Source organism: Pseudomonadota bacterium (assembly GCA_013285445.1).
GTDB lineage: Bacteria > Pseudomonadota > Gammaproteobacteria > Xanthomonadales > Wenzhouxiangellaceae > Wenzhouxiangella.
In genome coordinates this window covers 3,116,791-3,140,586 of record CP053448.1, presented here as the reverse complement: position 1 = coordinate 3,140,586, position 23,796 = coordinate 3,116,791, and the positions used below count along the sequence as shown (strand labels likewise).

General features: G+C 64.9%; 23 protein-coding genes and 1 tRNA gene. 12 read left to right on the top strand and 12 right to left on the bottom strand.

The features are described from left to right. The first annotated feature begins 132 nt into the window (after positions 1-132). The 4 genes from polA (at position 133) to HND55_13960 (ending at position 5,552) form a co-directional block, all read left to right on the top strand. The gene (gene polA, locus HND55_13975; protein ID QKK03671.1) at positions 133-2,820 is read left to right on the top strand and encodes a DNA polymerase I; all 2,688 of its coding nucleotides are present in this window, start codon (positions 133-135) and stop codon (positions 2,818-2,820) included. A gap of 497 nt (positions 2,821-3,317) precedes the next feature. Further along, positions 3,318-4,679: a bifunctional UDP-N-acetylglucosamine diphosphorylase/glucosamine-1-phosphate N-acetyltransferase GlmU gene (glmU, locus tag HND55_13970; GenBank protein ID QKK03670.1), complete on the top strand. Its 1,362-nt coding sequence runs from the start codon at positions 3,318-3,320 to the stop codon at positions 4,677-4,679. A gap of 75 nt (positions 4,680-4,754) precedes the next feature. Beyond that, positions 4,755-5,168: a biopolymer transporter ExbD gene (locus HND55_13965; protein QKK03669.1), complete on the top strand. Its 414-nt coding sequence runs from the start codon at positions 4,755-4,757 to the stop codon at positions 5,166-5,168. After that, the gene (locus tag HND55_13960; protein QKK03668.1) at positions 5,169-5,552 is read left to right on the top strand and encodes a DUF4870 domain-containing protein; all 384 of its coding nucleotides are present in this window, start codon (positions 5,169-5,171) and stop codon (positions 5,550-5,552) included. A 78-nt stretch (positions 5,553-5,630) separates the two neighbouring features. Here HND55_13960 and HND55_13955 read toward each other — a convergent pair whose 3' ends face one another. From HND55_13955 to HND55_13940, 4 genes are read right to left on the bottom strand one after another with little or no spacing between them, the layout of a single operon-like run. After that, positions 5,631-6,416 carry a hydrolase TatD gene (locus HND55_13955; protein QKK03667.1) on the bottom strand — a complete coding sequence of 262 codons (786 nt, stop codon included), beginning with the start codon at positions 6,414-6,416 and terminating at the stop codon, positions 5,631-5,633. Between the two features lie 36 nt (positions 6,417-6,452). After that, positions 6,453-6,929 (bottom strand): Rrf2 family transcriptional regulator, encoded by a 477-nt coding sequence (locus HND55_13950; protein QKK03666.1) that lies wholly within the window; start codon positions 6,927-6,929, stop codon positions 6,453-6,455. Positions 6,930-6,936: 7 nt separating this feature from the next. Next, positions 6,937-8,142 (bottom strand): NnrS family protein, encoded by a 1,206-nt coding sequence (locus tag HND55_13945; protein QKK03665.1) that lies wholly within the window; start codon positions 8,140-8,142, stop codon positions 6,937-6,939. Further along, a complete protein-coding gene (locus HND55_13940; GenBank protein QKK04122.1) occupies positions 8,124-8,570 on the bottom strand; it encodes a YbaN family protein in 447 nt (148 codons plus the stop codon). The genes HND55_13945 and HND55_13940 overlap by 19 nt, the downstream gene beginning before the upstream one ends. Positions 8,571-8,671: 101 nt before the next feature. On the opposite strand from HND55_13940, the gene HND55_13935 reads away from it, so the two are divergent. The 3 genes from HND55_13935 (at position 8,672) to HND55_13925 (ending at position 9,837) form a co-directional block, all read left to right on the top strand. Further along, positions 8,672-8,747: transfer RNA gene (locus HND55_13935), tRNA-Thr, on the top strand. Positions 8,748-8,863: 116 nt separating this feature from the next. Continuing rightward, on the top strand, positions 8,864-9,037 hold the full coding sequence (locus tag HND55_13930) for a type II toxin-antitoxin system RelE/ParE family toxin (protein QKK03664.1): 174 nt from the start codon (positions 8,864-8,866) through the stop codon (positions 9,035-9,037). Between the two features lie 302 nt (positions 9,038-9,339). Further along, positions 9,340-9,837: a lipocalin family protein gene (locus HND55_13925; GenBank protein QKK04121.1), complete on the top strand. Its 498-nt coding sequence runs from the start codon at positions 9,340-9,342 to the stop codon at positions 9,835-9,837. Positions 9,838-9,851: 14 nt separating this feature from the next. Here HND55_13925 and mnmC read toward each other — a convergent pair whose 3' ends face one another. Then, positions 9,852-11,714 carry an FAD-dependent 5-carboxymethylaminomethyl-2-thiouridine(34) oxidoreductase MnmC gene (gene mnmC / locus HND55_13920; protein QKK03663.1) on the bottom strand — a complete coding sequence of 621 codons (1,863 nt, stop codon included), beginning with the start codon at positions 11,712-11,714 and terminating at the stop codon, positions 9,852-9,854. Positions 11,715-11,909: 195 nt separating this feature from the next. Here mnmC and HND55_13915 point away from each other — a divergent pair, with 195 nt between their 5' ends. Both HND55_13915 and gcvH read left to right on the top strand, forming a co-directional pair. Beyond that, entirely contained in the window at positions 11,910-12,248 is a 339-nt protein-coding gene (locus HND55_13915) for a MerC domain-containing protein (GenBank protein QKK03662.1), read from the top strand. Positions 12,249-12,314: 66 nt separating this feature from the next. Continuing rightward, on the top strand, positions 12,315-12,704 hold the full coding sequence (gcvH, locus tag HND55_13910) for a glycine cleavage system protein GcvH (GenBank protein QKK03661.1): 390 nt from the start codon (positions 12,315-12,317) through the stop codon (positions 12,702-12,704). On the opposite strand, the gene nfi is transcribed toward gcvH, so the two are convergent. From nfi to groES, 7 genes are all read right to left on the bottom strand, one after another. Beyond that, the gene (nfi, locus tag HND55_13905; protein QKK03660.1) at positions 12,677-13,342 is read right to left on the bottom strand and encodes a deoxyribonuclease V; all 666 of its coding nucleotides are present in this window, start codon (positions 13,340-13,342) and stop codon (positions 12,677-12,679) included. The two genes, gcvH and nfi, sit on opposite strands and share 28 nt — an antisense overlap. Continuing rightward, positions 13,339-15,894 carry a bifunctional [glutamate--ammonia ligase]-adenylyl-L-tyrosine phosphorylase/[glutamate--ammonia-ligase] adenylyltransferase gene (gene glnE, locus HND55_13900; protein ID QKK03659.1) on the bottom strand — a complete coding sequence of 852 codons (2,556 nt, stop codon included), beginning with the start codon at positions 15,892-15,894 and terminating at the stop codon, positions 13,339-13,341. Before glnE ends, nfi begins: the two co-directional genes overlap by 4 nt. Beyond that, positions 15,891-16,658 (bottom strand): gamma-glutamyl-gamma-aminobutyrate hydrolase family protein, encoded by a 768-nt coding sequence (locus HND55_13895; GenBank protein ID QKK04120.1) that lies wholly within the window; start codon positions 16,656-16,658, stop codon positions 15,891-15,893. Before HND55_13895 ends, glnE begins: the two co-directional genes overlap by 4 nt. Before the next feature lie 11 nt (positions 16,659-16,669). Beyond that, the gene (locus tag HND55_13890; GenBank protein ID QKK03658.1) at positions 16,670-17,671 is read right to left on the bottom strand and encodes an amidoligase family protein; all 1,002 of its coding nucleotides are present in this window, start codon (positions 17,669-17,671) and stop codon (positions 16,670-16,672) included. 115 nt (positions 17,672-17,786) lie between these two features. Continuing rightward, on the bottom strand, positions 17,787-18,176 hold the full coding sequence (locus tag HND55_13885) for a hypothetical protein (protein ID QKK03657.1): 390 nt from the start codon (positions 18,174-18,176) through the stop codon (positions 17,787-17,789). Between the two features lie 197 nt (positions 18,177-18,373). Next, positions 18,374-20,014, bottom strand: a complete 1,641-nt coding sequence (gene groL, locus HND55_13880) for a chaperonin GroEL (protein QKK03656.1) — start codon at positions 20,012-20,014, stop codon at positions 18,374-18,376. A gap of 55 nt (positions 20,015-20,069) precedes the next feature. Then, a complete protein-coding gene (gene groES, locus HND55_13875; protein QKK03655.1) occupies positions 20,070-20,360 on the bottom strand; it encodes a co-chaperone GroES in 291 nt (96 codons plus the stop codon). Positions 20,361-20,683: 323 nt separating this feature from the next. Between groES and HND55_13870 the strand changes: the two genes are divergently transcribed. Genes HND55_13870 through HND55_13860 form a run of 3 tightly spaced genes read left to right on the top strand, consistent with a single transcriptional unit; the run spans position 20,684 to position 23,795 of the window. Further along, entirely contained in the window at positions 20,684-21,010 is a 327-nt protein-coding gene (locus HND55_13870) for a divalent-cation tolerance protein CutA (protein ID QKK03654.1), read from the top strand. Further along, positions 21,007-23,256 (top strand): protein-disulfide reductase DsbD, encoded by a 2,250-nt coding sequence (dsbD, locus tag HND55_13865; protein ID QKK03653.1) that lies wholly within the window; start codon positions 21,007-21,009, stop codon positions 23,254-23,256. Before HND55_13870 ends, dsbD begins: the two co-directional genes overlap by 4 nt. Continuing rightward, positions 23,253-23,795 carry a TlpA family protein disulfide reductase gene (locus tag HND55_13860; protein QKK03652.1) on the top strand — a complete coding sequence of 181 codons (543 nt, stop codon included), beginning with the start codon at positions 23,253-23,255 and terminating at the stop codon, positions 23,793-23,795. The genes dsbD and HND55_13860 overlap by 4 nt, the downstream gene beginning before the upstream one ends. Position 23,796: the final 1 nt, after the last annotated feature.

Sequence of the window (23,796 nt, the reverse complement as noted above, 5' to 3'; positions counted from 1 at the left end):
CTGCATGCCGGGCGCGTGTTGCTCTGTCGAGCTCGCCCTGTCCTCATTCCATCAGACCGCAGATCAACGTCGGGATTCCGCGGACCCGTGCAGATAGTATCATCGTGTGACGATGCCAACCCGTGACGACCGATGCCCCAAGACTTCGACCTGTGCCTGATCGACGGCTCGTCCTATCTCTACCGTGCCTTTCATGCGCTGCCGAACCTGACCAGCGGTGATGGACAGCCCACCGGTGCCATTTTCGGTGTAGCCAATATGGTCAGGCGTCTGGTGGAGCGCTACCAGCCACGCCGTGTTGCGGTGATCTTCGATGCTCCGGGCAAGACCTTCCGGCACGAGACCTACGCCGAGTACAAGGCAACACGTCCGCCCATGCCCGACGAGCTCAAGCGTCAGATCGAACCCCTCTACCAACTGATCGATGCCCTGGGTCTGCCCCGGCTGGTGATTGACGGCGTGGAGGCAGATGATGTAATCGCCACGCTGACCCGCCGGGCGCGTGAAGCCGATCTTGCGGTGCTGGTTTCGTCCGGGGACAAGGATCTTGCGCAGCTGGTCGATGATGGCGTGGTGCTCGAGGACACCATGCAGGACAAGCGCTATGACCCGGTCGCGGTGCGCGAAAAATTCGGTGTCGGGCCCGAGCGGATGGCTGATCTGCTGGCTCTGACTGGCGACAGCTCGGACAACATACCCGGTATCGAGAAGGTCGGGCCGAAGACCGCAGCGAAATGGCTCGATGCCTATGGCGACCTGGATGGAATCATCGGGCACGCCGACGAGATCGGCGGCAAGATCGGCGACAATCTGCGGGCCGGTCTGGACCAGCTCGCTTTGTCGCGGCAGCTGGTCGCGCTGGACGATGCGGTGAAGCTGGAGGGGGGACTGGACGCGCTCGAGCCCACCAGCCCCGACCGGGAGCGCGTGGTCGAGCTGCTCAGGTGCTTCGGCTTCTCCACCTGGCTGAAGCGCTTTAGCGACGGCGAGGACGAAGACCATGCCCTGGCCGGCAACGGGCTCGAAGTCGAGACGGTCACCACCCGCAAGCGGCTGGATGGTTTGCTCGAGGCGCTGCAGTCGGCCGAGCTGATCGCCCTGGATACCGAGACCACCAGTCTCGAACCGCTTGATGCCGACCTGGTTGGCTTGTCCTTCGCCGTTGAAACCGGCAAGGCCTGGTATGTGCCGCTGGCCCATGTCGACCAGGACAACGAGTTCAGCGCCGGGGAGGCCGTCGAGGCGCTGCGCGGCATCATCGAGGACGCCGACAGGCCCAAGGTCGGCCAGCATCTCAAGTACGATCTCAACGTGCTCGAGCGCGCCGGCATCCGGCTGGCCGGCATGGGTCATGACACCATGCTGGAGTCCTACTCCTTTCACTCGACCGCCACGCGCCACGACATGGACTCGCTGGCATCGCGATACCTTGGCCGCCGCACGACCGCCTATGAGACGGTCGCTGGCAAGGGCAGCAAACAGGTCACATTCGACCAGGTGCCGGTGGCGGTCGCAGCTGATTATGCCGGCGAGGACGCCGAGGTGACGCTGGCGCTGCATCACCACCTCTGGCCGCGGCTTCAGAAACTCGATGGACCATGCCGCATCTATCGCGAACTGGAAATTCCGCTGATTGGCGTGCTGGCTCGTATGGAGCGTGTCGGCGTCGCGCTCGACGTCGAGCAGCTCGCTGTGCAGAGCCGTGAAATCGAGCGGCGTCTCGGTGAACTGGTTGAACAGGCCCACGAGATGGCCGGGCAGCCGTTCAACCTGGGCTCGCCCAAGCAGCTGCAAGAAGTGCTGTTTGATCAGCTGGGGCTGCCGGTGCAGCGCAAGACGCCGACGGGTCAGCCGTCAACCGCCGAGGACGTCCTGCAGGAGCTGGCGCGTGACTACGAGCTGCCGCGCCTGATTCTCGAACACCGCAGCCTGGCCAAGCTCAAGAATACCTACACCGACCGCCTGCCCGAGCGCGTTCATCCGCGCACCGGGCGGATCCACACGCACTATCACCAGGCCGTGGCGGCCACCGGGCGGCTGTCATCGAGCGACCCGAATCTGCAGAACATCCCGGTACGCACGCCGCTGGGCCGTCGTATCCGCAAGGCCTTTGTGGCCCCCGAGGGCCGATTGTTGCTGGCCGCAGACTATTCACAGATCGAGCTGCGCATCATGGCTCATCTGTCGGCCGACGAGCGCTTGCTGGAGGCTTTTGCCGCCGGCGAGGATATTCACCGCGCGACCGCTGCCGAAGTTTTCGGGGCCGGCCTCGATGAGGTGACCGACCAGCAGCGGCGTGCCGCCAAGGCGATCAACTTCGGCCTGATGTATGGCATGAGTGCCTGGGGTCTGTCACGCCAGCTCGAGCTGTCGCGCGAACAGGCCGGGCAGTACATCGAACGCTACTTCGAGCGCTACCCGGGCGTGCGCCGGTTCATGGACGCGGTGCGCCGGCAGGCGCGCGACCAGGGCTACGTCGAAACCCTGTTCGGCCGGCGTTTGTGGACCGACGAGATCCGCTCGCGTAATGGCCAGCGTCGCCAGGCGGCCGAGCGGGCCGCCATCAACGCGCCGATGCAGGGCACCGCGGCCGACATCATCAAACGCGCCATGATCGACGTCGATGCCTGGCTGCTGGCCGAGGATGTGCCGGCGAGCCTGGTGATGCAGGTACACGATGAACTGGTGCTGGAGGTCGATGCATCGGTGATTGACAGGGTGCGCGAGGAGGTGATTGCACGCATGCAGGCCGCCGCCGAGCTTGCGGTGCCGCTGGTTGTCGACGCGGCATCCGGACCTGATTGGGAAAGTGCACATTAACCCGGCCATTGCATCGGTTTCCGGCGCCAGACCGCTACGCTGACCGGTATAGAAGCTTTTCCGGGCCGCGCGGTTGATTTTTCAGTCCTCACATAGTGTGAACCATGCCCCGGGTAAAAAATCTCCGAGCCACGCCCCGGAAACACGACTCTCCGGGCTCCTGCGTCCGGGAATTGATGCAATAGCCAGGTTAAGCCATTGAAATCAATACAAAAAAAATTTAAAGAAATTTGCCGATTTTTTTGGAACTTTTCGATTTGCCTGCCGGTCTCAGTAATCGCCATGCGCATGGTTTGGTCCGCTTCCCTCCCTAGGCGGACCATAGGATTCGGTGACAGTCCCCAAACCGGATCCGACTACAGGCCCCGGGTCCTCCCTCGCCCGGGGCCTTTTTATGTCTGGCGCTGCCGATTGTGTCTGTGCAATCAGGCACCCGGCTAGGATTCCAGCCCTTATACTCCGGGTTTGTGGACCGTCGCCCGGGGGTGGACAACCTCATGCTTGAAATCGTGATTCTCGCTGCCGGCGAAGGCAAGCGCATGCATTCTGGTCAGCCCAAGGTCCTGCAGCCGGTCGGCGGACGCGCCATGCTGGAACATCTGCTGGATGCCGCCGCCGCGCTCGATCCGGGTCGCTTGCACGTGGTGATCGGCGCCGGCGCCGACCAAATTCGCCGTCACTGTGCCGGACGGCCATTCGGATGGGTCGAGCAGAAGGCCCGGCGCGGTACCGGCCATGCGCTGATGCAGGCGCTGCCGCAGCTCGGGACATCCTCGCGCGTGCTGGTACTGCCAGGCGACATGCCGTTGATTCGCCCCGAGACCCTGGGCAAGTTGCTGTCCCGGGATGCGGATCTGGCCCTGCTGACCTTCGTTGCCGACGATCCGACCGGCTACGGCCGCATCCTGCGCAGCGAGGGGCATGTCTCGGGCGTGCGCGAGGAACGCGACGCCAGCGAGGCCGAGCGCGCCATCCGCGAGGTCAATAGTGGCGTCATGCTGGCCTCGGCCGGGGACTGGTCGGCGTGGCTGCAGCAGATCGACGACGACAATGCCCAGGGCGAGTACTACCTGACCGACTGCATCGGTGTGGCCGCTGCGGAGGGTCGCACGATTGATGCGGTTGTCGCCGGCGACGCGGCCGAGCTGAAGGGGGCCAACGACCGGGCCCAGCTGGCCGACCTTGAACGCATCTATCAGCAGCGCGCCCGGGCAGCGTTGCTGGCCGCCGGCGCAACCCTGCTTGATCCCGACACGGTTCATGTCCGCGGCCGGGTCGAGGCCGGTCGCGACGTCACCGTCGATGTCAACGTGATCCTGTGCGGCGACGTGCAGCTCGGTGACGGCGTCCGGGTGGGTGCCGGCTGCGTGCTCACCGATTGCCATCTCGCGGCCGGCACCCGGATCGAGCCCTACAGCGTGCTCGAAGGGGTCCGGACAACCGGTCCGTGCGACATTGGCCCGTTTGCGCGACTGCGGCCGGGCACCGAACTGGCTGAAGGCGTGAGAATCGGCAATTTCGTGGAAACCAAGAAGGCGCAGTTCGGCAGCGGCGCCAAGGCCAGCCATCTGGCCTACGTCGGCGACGCCGAGATTGGCGCCGGTGCCAACCTGGGTGCCGGCACAATCACCTGCAACTATGACGGTGTCAACAAGCATCGCACCGTCATCGGCCGCGGTGCGTTCATTGGGTCGAATTCGGCGCTGGTCGCCCCGGTCACGATTGGCAGCGAGGCCACGATCGGCGCCGGCAGCGTGATATCAGGACAGGCACCGGCCGGCCAGCTGACGCTGGCGCGCGGTCGTCAGCGTACCGTGCCGGGGTGGAAACGACCGGCCGGGCGGGGCAAAAAGTCGTAGTCGGGAGTTGGCGCGAAGCCGCCGCCTGCGGTATTCTTCCCTTCTTGCCACCATTGGACCGGGAACAAGGACACCATGCGCAAACGTCATCGCCCTGAAGACGAGGCCGAGATCAACATCACGCCGATGCTCGACATCGTTTTCATCATGCTCATTTTCTTCATCGTGACCACCTCGTTCGTGCGCGAAAAGGGTCTGGATATCTCCCGCCCGACCCAGAGCGAGGAGCAGATCGTCGAGGAAGACGACAGCCTGCCGATTGTGGTGCGCATCGATCACACCAGCTTGATCACGATCAACAAGCGGCGGGTGGAGGCCGATGCCGTGCGCGCCAACCTGGAGCGCGAGCGGGCTCAGAACCCGCGCTCGCCGCTGATCGTGGCTGCCCACCCCGACTCGGAAACCAACGCGCTGGTGCGGGTACTGGATGCCGCCAACGTTGTCGGCATCGACAGTATTTCCGTGGCGACCGAATCGCAGGGCCGCTAGATGACGACCGATCCGCAGCAGCCCGGCCCCGGCCATGAAAACCCCGACAGCGAGACCCGCAACTGGGCCATGATCCTGCATCTGTCGCTGCTCTCCGGGCTGGTCGTGCCACTGGCCGGCCTGATCGTGCCGATTATCATCTACGTCATCAAGAAGGAGTCGCTGCCGGGGCTCGTACCCCACGGCCACGTGGTGTTCAACTGGATGATCAGCGCGGTCATCTACGCAATCATCAGCGTACTGCTGATTCTGGCCGCCGGTCTCGGTCTGCTGCTGCTTGGCGCGCTGGCCATCGTCTCGATCGTCTTTCCGATCATCGGCGGGGTCAAGGCTTCCGAAGGCGAGCTGTGGCCGTATCCGCTCTCGATCCGTTTTTTCGGCTGACGCGGCAGCGGCTACCACCCACCGGCGGATAGCCCGCTGATCAACGGCCTCATCGGTAACCTGGCGGCGTGATCGTCTTCAGATCCCGAAAAAGCGGCGCGCGCAGCGGGTGGTCTCTTCGGCCAGCTGCACTGGCGAGACGCCGCGGCAGGCGGCCAGGGTGCCGGCAATCCATGGCAGCCACTGCGGTTCGTTTCGCCGGGTCTTGATCTTCGGCGTGAGGTTGCGCGGCTTGAGATAGGGCGCGTCGGTCTCGACCATCAACCGTTCGGCCGGAATGCGTCCGACGAATTCCTTGAGGTGCCGCCCGCGGCGTTCGTCGCAGATCCAGCCAGTGATGCCGATGTGACAGTCTAGCTCCAGGTAGGCATCCAGCGCTTCGCGCGTATCCGTAAAACAGTGCACCACCGCGCCGGCCAGCCGGGGCCGGAACTCGCGCAGAATGGCGAGAAATTCGTCGTGGGCATCGCGCTGGTGTAAAAAGACCGGTTTGCCGCAGTCGACGGCCAGCTCCAGCTGGCGCTCGAAGGCGCGGCGCTGGGTCGGGCGTGGAGAGAAATCGCGAAAGTAATCCAGACCGCATTCGCCGGCGGCGATCACCGTCTCGCTTCTGTGCAGCTCAGCCAGCACACTTTCGGTCTCGGCGCAGTAATCAACGGCGTGGTGCGGATGAACACCCGCCGTGGCGAACAGCACACCCGGGTGGCCCTCTGCCACCTCCACTGCGCGCAGACTGCCCGCTTCGGATGCGCCGGTCACCACCATCTGGACGACGCCGGCCGCGCGCGCATGCTCGATGACCTGCTCGCGATCGGCGTCGAAGCTGTCGTGGCCGAGGTTGCAGCCAATGTCGATCAGTTCCATGGCGCGCGATTCTAACGCAGGCCGGCCCGGCTGGCTTCAGTTCGGCGGTTGCCGCGACGCCCTGGCGCTGCCGACCAGGCGGATGTGCAGCCTGTCGGCCAAATCACGCTCGTTGGCGGGCGTGACCAGGTCGGCCAGTGTATAGCCGCCAAGCACCTGCATGAAGGCCTCGAGCGCCTCCTGAAGCATCGCCGGCAGACGGCAGGCCGGCGTGATCACGCAGCAGTTGCCGTCCCGAAAACACTCAACCAGGCCGAAGTCCGGTTCGAGATCGGCAATCACCTCACCAACCCGTATGGCCGCTGGCGGGCAGGCCAGGCGTATGCCGCCGCCGGCCCCGCGGGCTGAGTCGACGTAGCCGGCGCAGGCCAGCTCATGAACGACTTTCATCAGATGATTGCGCGAGATGCCGAAGGCGCTGGCGATGTTCTGTATCGTCGCCCGCCGGTCGCCGGTCAGTGCCAGGTACATCAGCACTCGCATTGCCAGGTCGGCGTGTCGCGTCAGCCGCATGCCGGTGTCAGCCCGGACGACCGTCGGGTCGCGGCCGCAGCAGGATCGGCAGGTATACGGCCAGAAAGACCATGAAGGCACCGGCCCATGCCGCGCCGGTCAGCAGCACGCCTGGCTGGTAGGGCATGACGCCGAGGCCTGTGGCCAGGCGCACGAGTGCGGCCAGCAGAATGAGTAGATAAGCCGCCAGGGCCGGCTTTGGAAGCGCCAGTTCGCGCCCGGTATGACCAATGGCCACGCGCGTCATCACACCGACGATCATCACGCCCATCGCCCCCGGTCCAAGCGCATGCAGCCAGACCGTATCCGCTACCAGCGAGAACCCGGTGGCCGCGGCCATCAGCAACAGGCCAATCGGAATCCAGGCGTAGCCAACGTGCAGAATCCAGACCAGCGGATCGCGTGCCGCCACCCAGCCCGACCAGCCGATGACGCGGGCCGCATTGGCCACGCCGGCCACCAGCGACGTGCCGGCAAGCAAAGCCTCTGGCGCGCCGGCAAGCACCATCAACACCAGCAGGGCCGTTGCCGAGATCGCGGTGACCTCGATCAGGGCATAAGTGCGCACGCGCTTAGGATCGGCCTGGCGTCGCAGCAGCCAGTTGCGCGTGAATGCCGGCGTGATTCGGCCGCCGATGATCACGATCAGCAGGACAATGACGAATATCGTGGCCATCTGGGCACGACGTGCGAGTTCGGGGTCACCGCTCAGAATGCCGGCATGAAACAGCAGGTTGGCCAGCCAAAGCACCGAGACGACGGCAACCAGCGGCAGGTTTCGGTAGTTGCCGGCAGCGATGATGACGCGCCCGGCGTAGACGGCTACGCCCAGCAGGAATGCGAGATCGGCGACGGCCACCACCCAGCCTGGCAGCCATGACGCCGTCCACATCGCCAGGCGTCCGATCAGCCAAAGCGCAAACAGTCCCTGCAAGGCGCGTCCGGAAAGCGGCGCCGTGCCGGTCCAGTTGGACATGGCCGTGAGCAGAAAACCGGCGATGGCTGCCGCGACCATGCCATAGAGCATTTCATGACTGTGCCACTGCATCGGCGCGATCGTGGTCGGCAACAGCCAGCCGCAGAACAGGGCGGCCAGCCAGCCGCCCAGTGCCACGACCGCATACACGCCGGTGGCCAGGAAAAACGGTCGGAACGGACATGCCCAAAGCGCAAAGCGGGTCGGGGTCGCAACGGTTATCGATTCAGGTTGCATCCAGCAGTCTCGGGTTGTTCGGCCCGGTAAGCGGGTCGGGTCAGAATAAAGCTCATGACAGCAATGAAAAACACACCCATCGTGGCCAGGATCCAGCCGGGCGTGCCGACCAGCCACAGCACTGACCAGCTGGCGATCATCAGCGCGCAGGCGGCCAGCTTCGCGCTTCTCGCCACGGCGCCGTGGCGGTGCCAGGCGCGCAGGGGCGGCCCGTAGCGCGGATGCCGATAGAGCCGGTAGCGCAAGCGGGGTGACGAACGGGCGCCGGCCCACAGCGCCACCAGCAGAAACGGTGTTGTCGGCATGACCGGCAGGAATGCACCGACCACTCCGAGCCCGACGCAGCCATAGGCCAGCGCCAGATAGCCAAGTCGCCGGGTGGCGGGTTGGCCGACGCTCACGCTTGCTGCAACTGATAATACATGTATATATTATACCTTTTCGGACGCCCCGATAGTACCTCCCGGTCGCCGCCGATGTGACGATGATCTGACCGGTGCGGCGAATTCGGTACAATCAGCTGCGGAAAGCCGGCTTAGCTCAGTTGGTAGAGCGGCTGATTTGTAATCAGTAGGTCGGGGGTTCGAATCCCTCAGCCGGCACCATATTTCTCCCGGGGGGCAAGTCCGCCGGGCGCAGCCATCTCTCAGAGGGCACCATATTTCCAGACGGCCCTGGAGTCGGTGACGTTTCTGTATCCAAAGCCCCGCGTATTGGAAGGATGAGCCCCCATTTGCTGATTTCCAGCGTTTCCCGGCGCCGCGCCGAGCAGCTGAGCGCTGGACTGCGTCGTTACGAGTATCGCTCTCACATCATCTTCTACCAGGCAATTCATTCCGAAATTATGATCGTGCGCGTCCTGCACTATCGCATGGACGTCAGGCGACATCTCTGAATGCACCCGCGCTGGGTAACGATTGGGTAACTTGCTTGAGGGGGGCTGTTGTCCAGCCAATGTCCAGAGTTTCCGGGACCATGAAGCTCTTTCGAGCGCCATCGCAGGAGGCTTTTTCAGCCAGTCGCTGCGGAGTAGCCATTCTCGCTCGGTCAGGGCCTTGACCGCTTTCCTTTCCCGCACCTCCTGCATCTTCCTTCACGGTCCAGGCGCTACGTTTCGCGGTCATGGCGAAACGGAGCAAGGAAATGAAACAATTCATCAGCATACTCGCGCTGCTGGTGCTGTCGGGCTGCGCCATGATGCGCGGCGGGCCGCCGCTGGAGACGGTCGACTCGGTCGACCTCGAGCGCTACATGGGGCAGTGGTACGTGATCGCCAATATCCCTTATTTTGGCGAGCGCGGAAACGTTGCCGGGCGCGCGATCTACCGCATGCGAGATGACGGTCGCATGGATGATATCTATCTTTATCGCGAAGGCAGTTTCGAGGCGCCCGAGGAGGAGATGGAAGGTATCGCCTGGGTCGTGGACGAGGAGACCAATGCGCAGTGGAAGGTGCAGTTCTACTGGCCGATCCGTTTCGGCTATTACATCATCGGGCTCGACGAGGACTACCGCTGGGCGGTGGTTGGCCACCCTTCGCGCGAATACGCCTGGATCATGGCGCGCGAGCCCGAGCTGTCCGACGAGCGCTACGGCGCACTGCTCGAGCTGCTTGAAGCCAGGGGATTCGATGCGACATTGCTTGAAAAGGTGCCGCAGCGCCCGGAGCAGGTCGGGCAGCCTGGTTTTCAGTAGGCCCCGCCCCGGATTCAGTGCTTGCCGGGAACCCAGTCGGGATCGCGCCGGCGCCAGCGTTCGATAAAGCGTTCGGGGGCGAGCGCATCGATGATGTCGCGGTCGACGGGGGCGGGATGACCGGCCAGTTGATCGGCGAGCATCTCGGCGCACAGCGGGGTGTGGGCCAGCCCGCGCGAGCCGTGGGCAATGTTGAGGTGGATGCCGGTTCGTATGCGGTGGGGATTGTGAACGGGATCGGGCAGCGGACCGACCATCGGCAAGGCGTCGGGTGACTGGCAGCGCAGGCCGGCCATCTGGCCGACGATCTGGACGTCGTCCCCGCCCAGGATCTGCCAGGCGGGCGGAAGGTTTTTCCTGAGTTCGGCCAGGTTGAGTTGGTCGTCACCGGGATCGATCACCGGCTCGCTGCGCTGCCGGTCAAAGGTCGCGCCGATGCAGTGGACGCCGTCGAAGGCCGGCGTGAGGTAGCCACTGTGACACTGTGGTCTCGTCCAGCGCGCGCTTTCGTCCGTTGCCCGGCAGAACGTGACCTGCCCGCGCACGATACGCAGCCCCAGCCAGTCCAGGCCGGGCAGGTCCCGGGTGGCGCCGGCGGTGCACAGGATGACCGCGTCAGCCGTCAGCGCCGAGCCGTCGGCCAGCTGGATGCCCGGCCCGTCTTCGATGCGCGCAACACGGCCGGCGCGGGTGTCGATCGCCGTGTGATCGAGCAGGTGCCGGCACCAGGCGACCGGGTCGAGGCAGCCGGCGCCGTGGAAGACGACGCGCTCGTCGTCGACGGCGGAAAGCAGCTCGGCGGGCCAGGCGCCGGTGGCCATGGCGCGGCGGGTCTTGGTCGCGATACGCGCGTCGACGAGGTGCTGGATGACGCCCTCGAGGCGGCCGTCTCGCGCGTGGCGCGGAAAGCCGAGATGATCGAGGCGGCGGCGGGCGTGAAGCAGGCCGGTCAGGTAGAAACGGTTCTGGGCATTGAGGTGATGGCTGGCGGTGGTATAGAGCACGCCCATGAGCGGGCTGGTTGGGGCCTGCCCGGTCAGGCATGGATCGATGACGGTCGACTGCCAGCCGCGCTCGGCCAGCGCCCGCGCGGTGGTACAGCCGGCCAGACCGGCGCCGACAATGAGCGCCTGACCGCGGCGCGTTCGTTGCGGCGTCCAGGTGCCGGGCTGATGCGCGGTCAGCCGGTGGCGTTTGCCGCTGAAGCCGGGCCGGCGCGAGACCTCGAAGCCGGCCTCGGCCAGGCCGCGCCTGACGCTGCCCGCGGCCGTGTAGGTGGCAACCGTTGTGCCGGGACGCGAACGCGTCGCAAGCGCTGTGAGCAGTTGCTGGTCCCATAGCCCGGGATTGCGTGCCGGGGCGAAGCCGTCCAGAAACCAGGCGTCTACCCGGTCGGGGCCGACCGGCCAGAGGGCTCTGGCATCACCGAACATCAGCGTCAGTTCGATGCGCTCGGTCAGTCTCAGGCGATGGAAACCAGGCGCCGGCGGCGGCCAGACCGCAAGCAGGCGCTGCGCTGTGCCGGCCAGTTCAGGCCAGTGCGAGACGGCACGGGCCAGGTCGGCTTTGGACAGGGGATGAAGCTCGGCGGAGTAGTAGTGCAGATGAGTCAAAGGGGGCGCGCGGTGTGCGAAGCAGTCTGCGGCCAGGAGGGCATTGAGGCCGGTCCCGAAACCCGTCTCGCCGATCACGAACAGGCCACCGGGGGGCAGTGCGGCGAAGCGGCGCGGCAGGTCGCTGGCCTCGATGAAGACTGCCTGGCTTTCGGCCGGGCCCTGTTCGGGCATGAAGTAGCTGTCGGCGTAGTCGACGGCCCATGGTGTTGTGCCCTGCCAGTCCACGCGAGCGGTCTGCACAGGCGGCAGTTGAAGGTGCATCGGCAAACAGGTCCGGAAATGCACCCATTTTACGCCGTGCCGGTTTGTGGTCGACCGCAAATATGTTATATCATATCGATCTGACCGAGAATGACGGGTACCGCCTGTATGTCCGCCGTAATCAAAGCGCCCGCGAAGACGATGACCGGCTCGGTGCTGGATCGAGCGGCGATCTGCGTTTCGGCGGCGTGCCTCGTGCAGTGTCTGCTCCTGAGTCTGACCTTGCTGATCGCACCGGTGCTTTCACTCGGCGTGTTCGGCAGCGATGCCTTTCACCGTGTGCTGCTGGCGGTGATTCTTCCGCTCAGCGTGGCCGCCTTTGCGCTCGGCTATCGGGCTCATCGCAGTGCGGGTTTGCTGCTGCCCGGCGCGGTTGGCCTGGGCCTGTTGTTTCTGGCCGCCTTTCTGGAGGCCAGGGTGCTCGGACCGCTGACCGCCTCCGCGCTGACTTCGCTCGGCGGACTGTGCCTGATGGCCGCCCACTGGCTGAATCTGCGTCAGCGCCGGCGGGCTCGCATGCGCCCCGGTCACTGATCATTTTCGGCTACGCGCCGGCCGGGGTTTGTTGGTAGAATCGGGCAAAATTCAAAGGGAGTGGTCATGAGCGAGATTCCTTCCGATCTGCGCTATGCGGAAAGCCACGAGTGGGTCAGTCAGGAAGAAGAAGGCATCGTCAAGGTCGGCATCAGCGATCATGCCCAGGAGCAGCTGGGTGACCTGGTGTTTGTCGAGTTGCCCGAGGCAGGAACCATCTTCGGTCGTGGTGATGCCTGTGCCGTGGTGGAGTCGGTCAAGGCCGCTTCCGATATCTACTGCCCGGTTTCCGGCGAGGTGGCTGACGTCAACGAGGCGCTGGTCGACGCACCGGAGATTGTCAATAACGATCCCTACGGCGATGGCTGGCTGTTTTCAGTTCGCTTGTCCGATGGCGAGGAACTCGACGAGTTGATGGACGCGGACGACTACCGCGAGCACCTGGAAACCGACTGACCGGCAAGCCGATCTGCTGCCCGGATGGGTTCGGGCAGACGATAGCGCGTTGTGCAGGCCAGCGTCAGCGCCACCGCGCTGTCGAGCCCGACGCGGTGTCCTATAGATACAAACAGCGGCCGGACCCGCTCGCGGCTGCGCAGGACCACACCGATGATCTCCTCGCCGTCGTAAAGAGCGGTGCGTTTACCCTTGCCCGCGCCGGGCTGCCGATGCGTCCCGCACAAGCGGCTCTTGCCGACACCGATGGTCGGAAGACCGGTCGTCACTCCGAGATGACAGGCGATACCGAAGCGCCGCGGGTGGGCAATGCCCTGCCCGTCGCACAGCACGATGTCAGGAGGTCTCGATAGCTGCCTGAGTGCTGCCAGCACCGCGGGCAGTTCGCGAAACGACAGCAGGCCCGGGATGTAGGGCAGGCTCGTTGCCTGCTCGGCAATCCTCGATTCGACCAGGTCCATTTGCGGATAGCGAAACAGCACCGCTGCCGCGCGCGTGGTCCGGCCCGCGTCTGGGAAGGCCGAGTCGACCGCGGCAACCAGGCGCGGGGGATCCGGGAAGTCATCGTGACGCACGACCTGTTGGGCCAGCCGGCGCTGTTGCGCCTGCAGCTGTGCCACGTCGAGGCGGGCAGTCATGAACTTCGGCTGCCGTCGACAGCAAACAGACCTGCCCAGGTCGAGCGCACGGTTTCCTCGATGGGCGCCGGGTCGGTAAGCTCCGGTTCGCGCTGCAGCCATTGCCGGTGTCGGGCCGCGTGCAGCTCACGCCAGTGGCCGATGAGCTGGTGCGCGCGCTGCTGCTCGATCCAGCCCGCTGTTGCAAGCGCGGCGAGCTGACCGGCCGGATCGCGGTGATCGATGAGGGCGGGATGCCTGTCGGCGCTGACGTGAATACCGAGTTCGGTCATGAACTGAATATCGATCAGCAGGCGACGCAGCTGACTTTCGCGGCGTTGGTCAAGCTGACGGCGTCGCATCTCGGCAAGATCGGCAGCGGTTGCGTCGGCATCGCGCCGTCGGCACAAGACCTCGCGACGCACCCGTTCGACATCGGCGGCGAGGCCGTGCTCGCCGGCGACCCAGCGCGCCCGGATGAGGGCCTGGTGTTCCCAGGTCCAGGCCTGGTCGCGCTGGTAGTCGCGAAAACTGTCGATGTGTGTAACCAGCAGACCGGCGCGCCCGTTGGGTCGCAGCCGCGTGTCGATCTCGAACAGTCGACCGCCGGGCAGCGGCATCTGCAGGGCATTGATCAGGCGCTGCACGGCGCGAAGCGGCGCTTCGCCTGCCCGATGCACGAACACCAGGTCAAGATCGGACTCGTAGTGCAAACGCCGGGCACCAAGGTTACCGTAGCCGACGACGGCCAGTTCATTGCCTGTCGGCGTGACCAGGGTCAGAACCCGATCGACGATCGTATCGGCCAGGAAGCTGAGCTGTTCGGCGGCCTGTTCGGCTGTAAGGCGTTCATCGAGTTCGGCGAGCGCGGTGCGCAGAAAGCCGGCCTGTCGCCAGCGCCCGAGCGCCCACAGGCTGCCTTCGCGATCGTCGCGGTCTGGTGTCGGCGGCTCGGGCAGGTCCAGACCGTGAACGGGATCGAGCAGGTCGTCGAGCAGCTGCGGCGAGGCAATAATCCACTCGGCGATTCGCTGGCTGAGCTGAAATACGCGCACCAGGCGGGAAAGCGTTTCCGGCCGTTCGTGGAGCAGGGCCAGGTAGGCCGATCGGCGGCTGATCTGCTCGACCAGGCGAAGCAGATCGGCAAATCCGGCATCGGGAGAATCCTGAGATGCGGTTTTGGCGATCAGGCGCGGCATGAGACGTTCCAGCCGTCGTCTTCCCTCGGCGCTGAGTGCGCGCCGCACCAGGTTTTCGTGCAAAGCACGCAGTTGCCCGGCGGCCGCGTCGGGTTGCTCGAAACCGGAGCGTTTGAAGCGCTCGGGTGTCGAATCATCCGGTGGCCACCAGTGCGCGTCTCCGTCTTTGCGGGGCGGGTGACGAAACTGATCGCTGAACTGCTTGCGCACCCGCTCGCGATGATGCCTGAGCCCGGCGCTCAGGGCAGTGAAGTCGGTATACCCCATCAACCAGGCCAGGTTGGCGCGCTGGCGCTCGTCGGCAGGGATGCCGTGGCCCTGGCGTCCGGTCATTGCCTGCAGACGGTTTTCGAGGATACGCAGCCAGGCGTAGGTTTCAGTCAGTTCATCAGCGCGCTGCCGGTCAATCAGTCCGAGCCTGCCACAGGCCTGAAGCGCCGGCAGAAAGCCTCGCTGGCGCAGCTGTGGCTCGCGTCCTCCGCGCAGGATCTGCAGGCTCTGAACCAGGAATTCGAGCTCGCGGATGCCACCGCGCCCGCGCTTGATGTCGTCGCCGGCAGCGCGTGTCCGACTCGCGTCATCGATGCGCTGGTGCAGCTCACGCAGACTGTCAAAGATGCCGTAGTCGAGGTAACGGCGGTAGATGAACGGTGTGAGTGTGTCGATCAGACGCTGACCGGCCACCCGGTCGCCGGCGACCGGTGCAGCCTTGAGCCAGGCATAGCGTTCCCAGGTGCGGCCTTCACTCAGGAAGTACTGCTCCATGGCCGGCATCGACCACACGAGCCTGCCGGCATCGCCGAAAGGCCGCAAGCGGGTATCGACGATCCAGACCCGGCCTTCGGGCGTGACCGCGTCGATCAGGGCGATCAGTTCGCGCACCACCCGTCGCGTCCATTCGGCCGCGTCAACGCGCTTTGGACCGCTGCTGCGGCCGTCACCGGCGCGCGCGAACACCAGATCGATATCGGAGTTGAAGTTGAGTTCTTCGCCGCCCAGTTTGCCCAGTCCCATGACCGCCACCCGCACCGGTTGACCATCGTCGTGCTCGATCCGGCCATGGCGTCGGGCGACGCGCGCCTCGGCGACTGTCATGGCGATCTCCAGACAGTCGCGCGCCAGCGCGGACAGCGCCTGGCCGGTCTGGCTGATATCCGCCTGACCGGTCAGATCACGCCACAGGATATGGACTGACTGCAGCTGACGGTAGCGGCGCAGTGCGGCCTCGGGATTGGCGTTCACCGCCGCCGGGTCGGGTTGGTCGAGCGCCTGGCCTGGATGCGGTGCATCGCCAAAGCGGCGCCAGGCGTCGGCGACGTAGCGACAACGCCTGGCCAGTTCGTCGGGCGCTGCAATGTCAATCGGGCGTTTCATCGCGGCGTGCTGCGGGCGGCCAGGACCAGCGCTTGAAACAAGGCCATCTGATTGCGACGCTGGGGCAGATACTCCGGGTGCCACTGTACACCGATGATCCAGTGCCCGCCATTGCCTTCGATCGCCTGGGCAATGCCATTGGTCTCGCGGCCGCAGACCCTCAGACCGTTGCCGACGCGGTCGATGGCCTGCCGATGCAGCGCATTGACCCAGACATCATCACGCCCAATGATCGTGGCCAGCCTGCTGCCTGGAACAAGCATGACGCGCTTGCGCGGCAAAACGGTGCGCAGGGCCGGCGTTTCCTGATAAAAGCCCTCGATACTCTGGTGCAGGCTGCCGCCTGCGGTGATGTTGATCAGCTGCATGCCGCGACAGATCCCGAGAAGCGGCAGGCCGGCGTTCAGGGCGTGGACAATCAGTGCCTTTTCGAGACGATCCCGCTCGGGACTGAAGCCGCTGCGCTTGGTGGTCAACAGCCGACGAACGATGAACAGTGCCGGCAGAACAATCAGGCCGAGCAGGCGTCGGGCGGTGCGGGCGCCGTGGTCGTCGGGGCGGCCCAGCGGTTCACGCGGCCGCTGGCCGTACAGCTGCGGGCTGACGTCGGCACCGCCGCCGATAACCAGGCCGTCGAGCGCGAGATCGAAGCGCGGCCGCTGCGGCCGGATACGCCGTGGCCGGCCGCCGGCTCGCCTCACCGCCCAGGCGGTAAACCACCATGCCGCCAGCCCGCCGCGATCGGGGCCGGTGATACCGATGATCGGGTGGGCACTCATCGTCGCAGCCGGCGCCAGAGCCTTGACAACCCCTGTCGCCAGCGGCTGGATTGTGACAGCCGTTTGCGTTGCCGGCGTTCGCGCAAGCGATCGTCTTCGGCCAGTTCCTCGACCCTCACCCAGGCGTTCCAGCCCGCTGCAAGCGACCAGCCGGGTTCGTCGATGCGACAGTTGGGCAGGCGATAGTGAAAGGCCGGTCTGGGCTTGATCAGGGCGGTTTCAACCGGCGCGTTCATGACCCGCGACGCGTCGACATGGGCAAACAGCGGCAGCAGGTCCAGCGGGCGGTTGCGGGTGGGCGTCAGGCGCAGGTAGTCGTCGATCAGTGCCGTGAGCTCGGGTCTGTAGTCAGGCTCCAGCACGTGGGCAATGAACTCCTCCGGGAAGGGCTGAATGTAGGGTGAAATGCGACGTGCCAGATCGACCTGTTCATGCTCAACCAGGGTTTCGTAGCGCAGCAGGAAGGCGCGCAGGACAGCCAGCAGGTAGCTGACCTCCAGGCTGGCTGCCTCGATGTTGATCTGCATGCCGAATGCATACAGGGGTGAGGAATGCGTGCCGCGTGCCCCCGCCTGATGGAGGCGCTGGCGAATACGGTCAAGGGCGTCGAGCTGCGTCCACGGCACCGGTGGCGCGACCAGCTCCATGGGTACGACCAGCCCGGCCAGGCGCGAAAGCAGGTGCTCGATCTGCTCGCGTTCCTTGCCCTCACCGATGTCGATGCCGAGTTCGGCCAGGTGTTTCTGGTAGCCGCGGTTCTTGAGCACGTCGGCATCCAGCTCGATTCGGAATTCGCCGAGCGCGGTGTCGTGCACGCGGGTCAGAAACGCGCTTTCGGCTTGTGCCCGGCCGCCAATCTCGGCGATGACCGCCTTGGCAATGTGTTCCGGCCGAATACCGGCCATTTCCAGCTCAAGGCCGACACGGCGCGTCTCGCCGTTGGCGTTGTCACGACGCGGCGGGGGATCAAACTGCGGGATATCGACGCGGGCATCCATGGATGCCTACAGGATACCCGACGGGTGACGGACGGGCGCGGACGAAGGCGCCGCAGGTCGGCGCCGCATCCCCGACGCACGACCTACGCGATCGAGCGAGACGGGCGGAGAGGCATCAACCCAGCGACCAGTGCTTGTCCTCGTCGCGCATCAGGAACAGCGCGATGCAGGCGCCGAGCATTGGGATGGCGGCCAGAAACAGCATGTGGTTGAACGGATCGAGATACTGCTGCCACGACGACAGCGTCGAAATGGCGTGCGTGACGAGCACGAACCCGTAGGTCCAGAACTTCCAAAGGCCCAGCAGAAAAGCAATTTCAATGGCCAGTTGGGCCAGGCCAATGATCAGCAGCACGCTGCTGCCCATGCCGGAAATGAAGTAGAAGTTCTCGAATACGGCCGCTGAATGACCGGGGTTGACGATCTTGTCGAGTGACCACATGGCCATGACGATGAAAACGGTCAGACGCAGGATGAACAGGGAAACGCCGAGACGGTTGTGCATGACTGCATCCGGAGCTTGGTGTGTAAGCCTCAACATAGCAGGCGGGCAACCACCGGTCCCTACGTAATTGCCGCAGGTCGTCTGTGGGGGGATGCGTCCCCGCCCTGCGGCCCCTGAACGAAAAACCCCGGCGCGGGGGCCGGGGTTCTTCGACGCGGTTACCGGCAGGCAACCACGGAGGCTGTGGCCAAGCGCTCTTACATCATGCCGCCCATGCCGCCCATGCCACCCATATCCGGTGCACCACCGCCTTCATCCTTCTGCGGGATTTCGGCGATGGCTGCCTCGGTGGTGATCATCAGGCCAGCCACGGAAGCGGCATTCTGCAGTGCCGAGCGAGTGACCTTGGTCGGGTCCAGAATGCCGGCCTCGATCATGTCGACAAACTCGCCGGTGGCAGCATTGAAGCCGTAGTTGCCCTTGCCGGCAGAGACATCGGCCAGCACCACGGACGGCTCGCCGCCCGAGTTGGAGACGATCTTCCTGAGCGGCTCTTCCATGGCGCGCAGGGCAATCTTGATGCCAACGGTCTGGTCGTCGTTGTCGCCGGTGAGCTCGGCAATCGCGGCACGGGCGCGCACCAGCGCGGTTCCGCCGCCGGGCACCACGCCTTCCTCGACGGCTGCACGGGTTGCGTGCAGGGCGTCTTCGACGCGCGCCTTCTTTTCTTTCATCTCCACTTCGGTGGCGGCACCAACCTTGATCACCGCCACGCCACCGGCCAGCTTGGCCACGCGCTCCTGCAGCTTCTCGCGATCGTAGTCGGAGGTGGCGTCTTCGATCTGGGCGCGAATCTGCCCGACGCGGCCCTCGATAGCGCTGGCGTCGCCGGCACCGTCGATGATGGTGGTGTTTTCCTTGTCGATCTGAATCTTCTTGGCCGAACCGAGCTGTTCGATCGTGGCCTTCTCCAGGCTCAGGCCGACCTCCTCGGAAATCACCTGACCGCCGGTCAGGATGGCCATGTCTTCCAGCATTGCCTTGCGGCGATCACCGAAGCCCGGAGCCTTGACCGCCGCGACCTTGACCGTGCCGCGCAGGTTGTTGACCACGAGCGTGGCGAGTGCTTCGCCCTCGATATCCTCGGCGACAATCAGCAGGCTTCGCGACTGCTTGGCCACGGCCTCGAGAACCGGCAGGAGCTCGCGTACGTTGGAGATCTTCTTGTCGTGCAGCAGGATGTAGGGGTTTTCCAGCTCGACCTGCATGGTCTGCTGGTCGGTCACGAAATACGGCGACAGGTAGCCGCGGTCGAACTGCATGCCCTCGACCACATCGAGTTCATTGTCCAGCGACTGGCCTTCCTCGACCGTGATCACGCCTTCCTTGCCGACCTTGCCCATGGCGTCGGCAATGATCTTGCCGATTTCCTCGTCGGCGTTGGCCGAGATGGTGCCGACCTGGGCGATGGACTTGTCGTCGGTGCACGGCGTCGAGAGCTTCTTGAGCTCTGCCACCGCGGCCCGGACCGCCTTGTCAATGCCGCGCTTGAGATCCATCGGGTTCATGCCGGCGGCAACCGACTTGACGCCTTCACGCAGCATGGTATGGGCCAGCACGGTGGCGGTGGTGGTGCCGTCACCGGCCTGGTCGGAAGTCTGGGAGGCCACTTCCTTGACCATCTGGGCGCCCATGTTCTCGAACTTGTCTTCCAGTTCGATTTCCTTGGCGACCGAGACCCCGTCCTTGGTCATGGTCGGGGCGCCGAAGCTCTTTTCGAGCACGACGTTGCGGCCCTTGGGGCCGAGCGTAACGCTGACCGCACGGGCCAGCACATCGACGCCCTTGAGAATGCGGTTGCGGGCATCTTCCGAGAATCGTACTTCTTTGGCACTCATGGTTGAATTCCTCTGATCTTGGTATCTTGCATTGTCAGGATGTTCGGGTTGCGGTTCAGGACTCGATGACGGCCATGATGTCGTCTTCGCGCATCACCAGCAATTCCTCGTCGTCGACCTTGACCTCAGTGCCGGAATACTTGCCGAACAGCACCTTGTCACCGACTTTGACATCGAGCGCGCGCTGCTCACCGTTGTCTAGGATCTTGCCGTTGCCAACAGCGACAACCTCGCCGCGAATCGGCTTTTCGGTTGCACTGTCGGGAATGACGATCCCGCCGGGGGTGGTGCGCTCTTCTTCCACGCGCTTGACAATGACGCGATCATGCAAAGGACGCAGTTTCATGGGTTGTTCTCCCTTACTCCATAGATTGTGGTGAAAACCAGATGCCACCGTCAGGCCGGGTGGCCCCCGTGCGGCACCGTGATCCGGGACGCTGACCATCGTCTGCAGTCAGCGCCGACACGCTCTGGCAAATGGAGCCCGGCCGGCCTCATTTCAAGACTGGACCGGCCAATCGGTGCAAATTTGAAGCAGTTGGCCCGTCGACCTCATAATGGCGGGTTCAAGGGGCTGCCAACGTTCAGGCAGTGTGCACGAGTCCCGGGCGGTCACCATGGCGTGCCGCCGGCGCCGGCTGCGATGAAGACAACGACTGGAATGGATGTATGACCATGAATGGCGAGATATGCGTTGTGCTGACAACCTGCCCGAACCGGGAAAGCGCTGAACAATTGGCCGCAGCGCTGGTCGAACAACGGCTGGCCGCCTGTGTATCGATCAGCGCCCCGGCGCTCTCGATTTATCCGTGGCAGGGCCGGGTCGAGCGTGAGCAGGAGTTGCCGCTGACCATCAAGACCTCGACGGCGCGGCTGGGCGCGCTCGAGGAGGCGCTGGTGGAGCAGCACCCCTACGAGGTGCCCGAATTCCTGGTGCTGCCGATCGCGCAGGGGAGGCGGGACTACGTCCAATGGATACGAGACTGGGTTGAATGAATCGAATGCGACGATGGCTCACCGGCCTGTTGACGGGACTGCTGCTGCCACTGGCGGCAGCAGCACAGATCCAGCCTGATGATCTGCTGCCAGTCGATGAAGCCTTTGCGCTGAGCGCTGATCTGCGCCGGGGCGAGGTCATCCTGGACTGGCAGATCGCTGAAGGCTATTACCTCTATCGTCATGCGCTGTCGGTGGACCCGGGTCCGGGGGCGCGCCTGGGGCCGCCCGACATCCCGGCTGGTGAACGGACCGTCGATGATTTTTTCGGCGAAACTGAAACCTACCGGCACCATCTGCGCGTGGTCGTTCCTGTCGAGCGCATGCCCTCGGGCGGCCGGCTTGAACTGACGGCAGGATTCCAGGGCTGTGCCGATCTCGGTGTGTGCTACCCGCCGCACAGGCAGTTGCTGACGCTGACGGCCCCGGATCGGTCCGGAGGCGCCTCGCCGGTTTTCGGCACCTCGCGGTCGAGCGGGGATCTGGGTCAACTGCTGGGCGGCTCGCAGTCGGCCCTGCCGGCCGAGCAGGCGTTCCGCTACGAGGCGATCGCCGATGGCCCCGGGGGCATTCTGGTGCGCATGAGCGTGCAACCCGGTTACTACCTGTATCGCCACTCGTTCGTGTTTTCCGTGCCCGAAGACGGTATCGAAGTGCTGCGTGCCGAACTGCCGCCGGGTGAGGCGATGCACGACGAGTATTTTGGAGACACCGAAGTCTACTTCGGCCAGGTCGAGATTCCGCTGAGTCTGTCGCGCCCGGCCGGGGATGAGCGCAACGTGAGGCTGGTCGCCGAGTTTCAGGGCTGCAAGGACGAGGGAATCTGCTACCCGCCCATGACGCGCAGTCTGGATGTGGCGCTGCCGGCGGCCTCCGCGCCGGTCAATGCCGATCTGCAGCCTGCGGTGGCCGAACCGCCCGGCCAGGCAGCACCTGTGGCTGCAGCAGCGCGGGGCGAGCAGGACCGGCTGGCCCGGTTCATCGAAGAGCAGCCGCTGGCCCTGACTCTGCTGCTTTTCGTGCTGCTCGGTATTGGCCTGGCGTTCACGCCATGCGTATTCCCGATGGTGCCCATCCTGTCGGGCATCATCGCCGGGGAGGGTGAGGACATCACCCGCGCCAAGGCGTTCGCCCTGTCGCTGACCTACGTGCTGGCCATGGCGCTGACCTACACCGCAGTCGGTGTGTTCGCGGCGCTGGCGGGCTACAACCTGCAGGCGGCATTTCAAAATCCGTGGGTTCTGGGCGTATTTGCGGCCATCTTTGTCGCGCTGTCGCTGGCGATGTTCGGCTTCTACAACCTGCAGATGCCCCCCGCGGTTCAGGCCAGGCTCAGCGAAATCAGCAACAGCCAGTCCGGCGGCAGTCTGACCGGCGCCGGTATCATGGGCTTCCTCTCGGCCCTGATTGTCGGCCCGTGCGTGACCGCGCCGCTGATCGGCATCCTGATCTTCATCTCGCAGACCGGTGATGCGGTGCTCGGCGGCAGCGTGCTGTTCGCGTTGTCGATTGGCATGGGCCTGCCGTTGCTGGCCATTGGCGTCGGCCTGGGCCACTGGTTGCCGAAGGCCGGAGCCTGGATGAACGCCATCAAGTCGGTGTTTGGCGTTGGGCTGCTGGCGCTGGCCATCTGGATGCTTGAGCGTATCATCGCGCCGCAGCTGGTGATGGTGCTATGGGGCATTCTGGCTGTTGCCTCGGGCGTTTACCTGGGTGCGCTGACCCGACTCGATGCAAGCGCCCCGGGCTGGCAGCGGCTGTGGCAGTCGCTGGGTGTCGTGCTGCTGGTCTTTGGTGTATTGCAGCTGGTCGGCGCGGCATCAGGCGGCCGCGACTGGATGCGTCCGCTGGGGCATCTTGTCACTGGCGAGGCGGGTTCCCCGATGCCGCAGGCCGCAGAGTTCCGCCGGGTCGACACCGTCGCGGAGCTCAAGGCTGCCGTTGCCGCGGCCGACCGTCCGGTGTTGCTGGACTTTTACGCCGACTGGTGCGTGGACTGCGTTCGCATGGAGCGCCGCACCTTTTCCGACCCGGCGGTAGCGGCGCGGCTTGACAACTTCGTATTGCTCAAGGCTGACGTGACCGCCTATGATGCCGAAGACAAGGCGATGCTCGAGCAATTCGGGCTGATTGGTCCCCCAGCCTACCTGTTTTTCGATCGGGGCCGGGAGCTGGCTCAATACCGTATGTTCGGCTTCATGAGCCCGGCGCGATTCGCGGCGCTGCTTGATGAAGTCGCACGATGAGCTCGCTGCGGCTTTTCCTGCTCGTTGCTGTCGTCGGCTTTGTGCTGGGCACGAGCCTGGCCTGGCTGAACCGAAGCGCCGGCGATCGCCTTCCCGAACCCGGCTCGTCCGGCGCCTCGGTGGGTGATCCAGCGCCCGGATTTCGCCATCGCAACCTGGCTGGCGAGTGGGTCGACAGCGCGGCATTCCTCGGCGAGCGTGCGCTGCTGGTCAATTTCTGGGCGACCTGGTGCGCACCGTGCCGGCGCGAAATGCCGCTGTTGCAGGCGACCCATCTTTCCGACGACAGGGCACCACGGGTCGTCGGGATTGCCCTGGACGACCCGCAGCCGGTCAGCGCGTTCATCGATGAGTTTGGAATCACCTATCCGATTCTGGTTGGCCGCGAGGACGTCATGGACACCCAGCGCCTGTGGGGCAACAGCGCCGGGGTGCTGCCGTTTACCGTGCTGGTCGATATCGACGGCGTGGTCCGCTGGCAGCATTACGGCGAGGTCACAGCCAGGGAGCTGGGCGACGCGCTGCAGCTGCTGGATTGAA